The 4,123-nt window shown below is 69.0% G+C and carries 4 protein-coding genes and 1 pseudogene; 3 read left to right on the top strand and 2 right to left on the bottom strand.

Annotated features, from left to right (window positions below; all coding sequences use genetic code 11):
* Together ABKW28_RS22550 and ABKW28_RS22555 are read right to left on the bottom strand one after the other, a co-directional pair.
* A partial coding sequence (locus tag ABKW28_RS22550; protein WP_348613499.1) for a DUF932 domain-containing protein occupies window positions 1-527 on the bottom strand: 527 nt, incomplete at its 3' end.
* Window positions 528-638: 111 nt separating this feature from the next.
* Window positions 639-2,234: a ParB N-terminal domain-containing protein gene (locus ABKW28_RS22555; RefSeq protein WP_056680681.1), complete on the bottom strand. Its 1,596-nt coding sequence runs from the start codon at window positions 2,232-2,234 to the stop codon at window positions 639-641.
* A 311-nt stretch (window positions 2,235-2,545) separates the two neighbouring features.
* Between ABKW28_RS22555 and ABKW28_RS22560 the strand changes: the two genes are divergently transcribed.
* From ABKW28_RS22560 to ABKW28_RS22570, 3 genes and pseudogenes are all read left to right on the top strand, one after another.
* On the top strand, window positions 2,546-3,004 hold the full coding sequence (locus ABKW28_RS22560) for a hypothetical protein (protein WP_056680684.1): 459 nt from the start codon (window positions 2,546-2,548) through the stop codon (window positions 3,002-3,004).
* Window positions 3,005-3,329: 325 nt separating this feature from the next.
* Window positions 3,330-3,623, top strand: coding sequence for an IS3 family transposase (locus ABKW28_RS22565; protein ID WP_056680686.1), 294 nt, complete (start codon window positions 3,330-3,332; stop codon window positions 3,621-3,623).
* Window positions 3,620-4,123, top strand: a pseudogene (locus ABKW28_RS22570) (hypothetical protein); the annotation flags it as partial. The gene ABKW28_RS22565 and the pseudogene ABKW28_RS22570, both read left to right, overlap by 4 nt.

Here is a 4,123-nt window from a genome sequence, read left to right on the forward strand (position 1 = left end):
GCGCAGACGACGCGGACCGGGGTGACGAGGATGCGGAACGCGCTGGTGCCGTCGTGGCTGTTGAGCGCGGCGATGTTCAGGTCGACGCGGTCGGTGCCGCCGACCGTCAGTGAGTCCGGCAGCTGCATGGTGATGAACACCTGCCGCCCGCCGCGCAGCGACCCGGCGGTGTCGAAGATCGCGCCGGACTCGTCGGCCAGCAGGTTCAGGAAATCGGCGTGGTCCTCGTTCTGCAGCGGCGTGTAGCCGCCGCCGACGACGCCGAGCGCCTCGGGTGCTCCGGTGAACGGGTTGGTGCGCACCGTGGCGAAGCCGGGGACCTCGATGGGGGTGACGCCGCCGTCGCTGACCTCGGCGGTGGTGAGAGGCAACTTGCGGACGTCCCAGCCGCCCAGGTGCCCGAGCCTCATGGCCTCCTCGGCGGTGAACGCGCGGTCGCGGACGGTGGTGCCGAGCCGGTGCCAGGCGTCCTTGCGGGCGAAGACGGCCGCTGCCTGGGTGCCGTGGGTCTCGATCTCGTGTGCCATGTCGGTGGTCCTCCTGTGTCGGAAATCAAACGAACTGCGTTCATTCTATTCTTTCTATTCCACTGAGGGCGGTTCTCCACAGGAAGAACCGCCCTCAAGGGGAGAGGGTGGTCAGGCCGCGTCGGTGCTCGCGTCGTTCTCGACGGCCTCGGCCTCGTCGTCGGTGGCGCTTTGGTCGCTCGGCTCCTCGCCGATCAGCAGCCGCTCGACGTCGCTGGGCTGGTAGCCCCACTCGATGAGCGCGGCGAGCATGCGGGCGTCCCACTGGCTCGGGTTGCGCCACGTGTGTTTGCCGATGGAGTCCTCCCACGCCGCGACGACGGCGGCGAGTGTGGTCATGATCGCGCCCTTGGGGCTGGTGGCCCGGGTCGCGATCTTTTGGCACTCCTCGTAGCCTGCGCCGTAGTAGCCGCTGGGCACGTCGATGCCGAGCAGGCCGAACAGCCTCGGGTGCCGGTGCTCCATGGCCTTGCTCAGCGTGTGGTGGCCGGTGACGACGGCCTCGCAGATCAGGGCCTCGGCACCCTTCGGCGCGGTCTTGCGGGCCACGAACGTACTCAGCCAGTCCCGGCGCACGGTCTCGGCGCTGGCCCAGGCCTTGTTGTTCGCGATGACGCGGCGGCGCTCCTGGCGGCGGGCCTCGGCCTCGGCCTCGGCGGCGGCGTCGGTCCCCGGGTCGTGAGCCTCGGCGTCGTCGCCCTGGTCGTCGTCGGTGCGACCGACACGGCTCCGGTGGACGAGTCCGCTGGCCTCGATGTCGGTGACCACCCACAACAGCCGGTAGACCTTCACCGGCTCGGCGTACTCGTCCTCGGCGTCGGCGTCGGCGTCCTCCTCGCCCTCGGTGGCCTCCGGCTCGGGGTACTCCCAGTCCTCGGTGACGATCACCGCGACGCCAGAGAGGTTCGGCCACTCCTCGACCGGCACCGGCTCGCCCTCAGGGGTGCGCATGTCTTCCAGCACCAGCGACCCGTCCGTCTCGTCGGCCTCCTGCGCGGAGAGCACTGGCAGGCCCTCGGCCCGCAGCCGCACGACCTCGGCGGCGTACGCCTCGCGCTCGGCGGCTTCGTCGCGCAGCTTCTGGGCGACATGCTCGACCGAGTCGCCCCAGCGCGTGGTCCGTGCACGCTCCAGGCGCTCGGCGGCATCGGGGTCGTGCTCGAACTCGGCGAAGATCGCGGCCTCTTGGAGAGTCAGGTCGCCGGATTCCAGCCGGTTGCGGGTCTGGTCGGCCTTGGTGACCGCCAGGGCGGCGTTCACGGTCGGGCGGTCGATGGAGGTCCGCTTGGCGATCTGCGCGGCGCTCACACCGATCAGGGCCAACTGCTCGACGCCCGCAACGATCTCGGTCTCGCGCATCCCGGCGCGGTGGATGTTCTCCACCATCTGGTCCCCGATCCGGTCGGCCTCGTCGGGCAGGGGGACGACGCGGGCCGGGATGAATCCGGTTGGGGTGCCGACCTCGGCGGCGGTGACGGTGCGGCGCTGGCCGCGCAGCAGGACGTACTGCCCGTCCTCGTTGCGGTAGACGGTCACGGCCTCCAGCACGCCGCGCTCCTTGATCGACTTGCGGAACTCCTTGTGGTCGGCGCGCAGGTCGGTGCGGACGTTGCTGCCGATGATGATGTCGGCGGGGTCCAGGTGCAGGAACTCCTCGGTGGCCTCGCGAGCGAGGGTGTCGATGGGGGTCTGGATGGTGTCGGTCATGCGGCTGTCCTCCGTGAGTAGAATAGAAAGAACTGACAGGGCTAAGCCTGCCAGTGGGAGCCGACGTCTACCCGCCCTCGGGCCGGACCTGTGGAAAGGTGGGCGCGTCTCCGATGGTGGGGATAACCCGCCCGCGTAGGCGCGGCCTCGGCTGGCGTCGCGTCGAGGCGCGGCTGCGCCCCTCGGAGCTGGAAACGGAAGGAAACGCGGGACGGTGAGAACAGCTGCGCAGTGCCCCGGCCGGGAATGCAGCGGCGTTGGTGTTAGCGGCCGCAGCCGGCCGCCGGCGGACGAGACCAGGGAGTGACCAGGTGACGAGCCAGACCACGATCCCGGTCGGGATCTACTGGAAGCCCGGCGTGTGGGACCTCGCCCGATCGGCGTACATCGCGGACCTGGACACCGACCCGGACTCACCCGGTGCCTTCGTCGGCTGGCTCGCCCAGGCGCTCGAGCTGCACGCCCGCCGCGCGTCACAGCAGCGGGCCGACATTGCCGCGGCCGCCGAACGTCATCGCGCGCAGGTGAGTACCAGGAAGAGCTTCAGCAAGAAGCACGACCTGCCTGCCTCGACGATCGAGGCGGTCGAGGACGCGATCGTCACCGACCGCCAGGAGCTCGGGCGCGCCATCGGTCGCTCGGCGTTTGCCATGGAGGCGGTCATCGTGGCCGCCGACGAAGCACGCCGGCGCCTGGGCCGCGAACTGCCTCCGCCTCCGCAGAAGCTCAGCAACCGACCGCCGCGGCGCCGGCCGGCACACTTCAGCTGACCTCGCCCCGGTCCGCTCGAGCTCGGCCGGTCGGCCAGGCCAATCTTGTCGAAAGCGGCCCGTTGTGTCGGCGGCCGCGGCTACTGTCTGGCTCGCCCCGATCCGGTACCCGAGAGCCGGATCGGGGCCTTCTGCTGCCCGGGGGGGCCTCGAGCCACGTTGCGCCGGCACTGATCGCTCCCCGGGCCCCTGGTCGACCTAGGAGACTGCGGGACGGCACGCGTCCTGCCTGAACCTAGGAAGAGCGCATGTCGACAGGGACTGCTGCACAGATAGGTGACATCTGAATCTGCGTCGATGTGTCGGCGCTGGAAGGATGTTCCCCATGCCAAAGGCGTTCCCCAAGGAGTTCCGCGAGGACGTGATCCGGGTCTACAAGGACTCGGACTCCTCAGTTGCCCAGGTCGCGAAGGACTTCGGCATCTCGCCGTCGTGCCTGAAGCGATGGCTCACGATCGACGAACGGAACTCATCACGATCATCAGGTCGTATGAGCCCGACGACTGAGTCCGATGCGCTGCGTGAAGCGAACAAGCGGATCAAGCTGCTCGAACAAGAGAACGAGGTCCTGCGTCGCGCTGCTGCGTACCTTTCGCAGGCCAACCTGCCGGGAAAATGATGTACCCGCTCGTCCGCGAGCTGGCCGCAAAGGACGCCCCGCTGCGGGTGACCGTCGCGGTGACGTGCCGGGTCCTCAACATCGCACGCCAGCCCTACTACCGCTGGCTGAAGTGCCCGGTCACCGACACCGAACTGGCCGCCGCCTACCGCGCCAACGCCCTGTTCGACGCGCATCGTGACGACCCTGAGTTCGGCTACCGATTCCTGGTCGACGAAGCGAAGGAGGCTGGCGAGTCGATGGCCGAGCGGACGGCCTGGAGGATCTGCTCCGAGTTGGGTTGGTGGTCCTCGCACGGCAAGAAGCGCGGCAGCAACGGCAAGAAGCCAGGGCCGCCGGTCCACGACGACCTGTGCGCCGTCGTCGACAAGCACGGCGTGACGCGGCACGAGTTCAAGGCCGACAACGCGAACGAACTCTGGCTGGCCGACTTCAAATGCCGACGTCGGCATTTGAAGTCCTATGCCGACGTTCGAACTATGCCGATGTTGTCGGTGATG

The sequence above is a fragment of the Nocardioides sp. 31GB23 genome, from assembly GCF_040012395.1.
GTDB lineage: Bacteria > Actinomycetota > Actinomycetes > Propionibacteriales > Nocardioidaceae > Nocardioides > Nocardioides salarius.

What these genes read in the sequence shown, in the direction of transcription:
- ABKW28_RS22555 (WP_056680681.1), bottom strand. Translation starts at nt 2,234, where the DNA reads ATGACCGACACCATCCAGACCCCCATCGACACCCTCGCTCGCGAGGCC.
- ABKW28_RS22565 (WP_056680686.1), top strand. Translation starts at nt 3,330, where the DNA reads ATGCCAAAGGCGTTCCCCAAGGAGTTCCGCGAGGACGTGATCCGGGTC.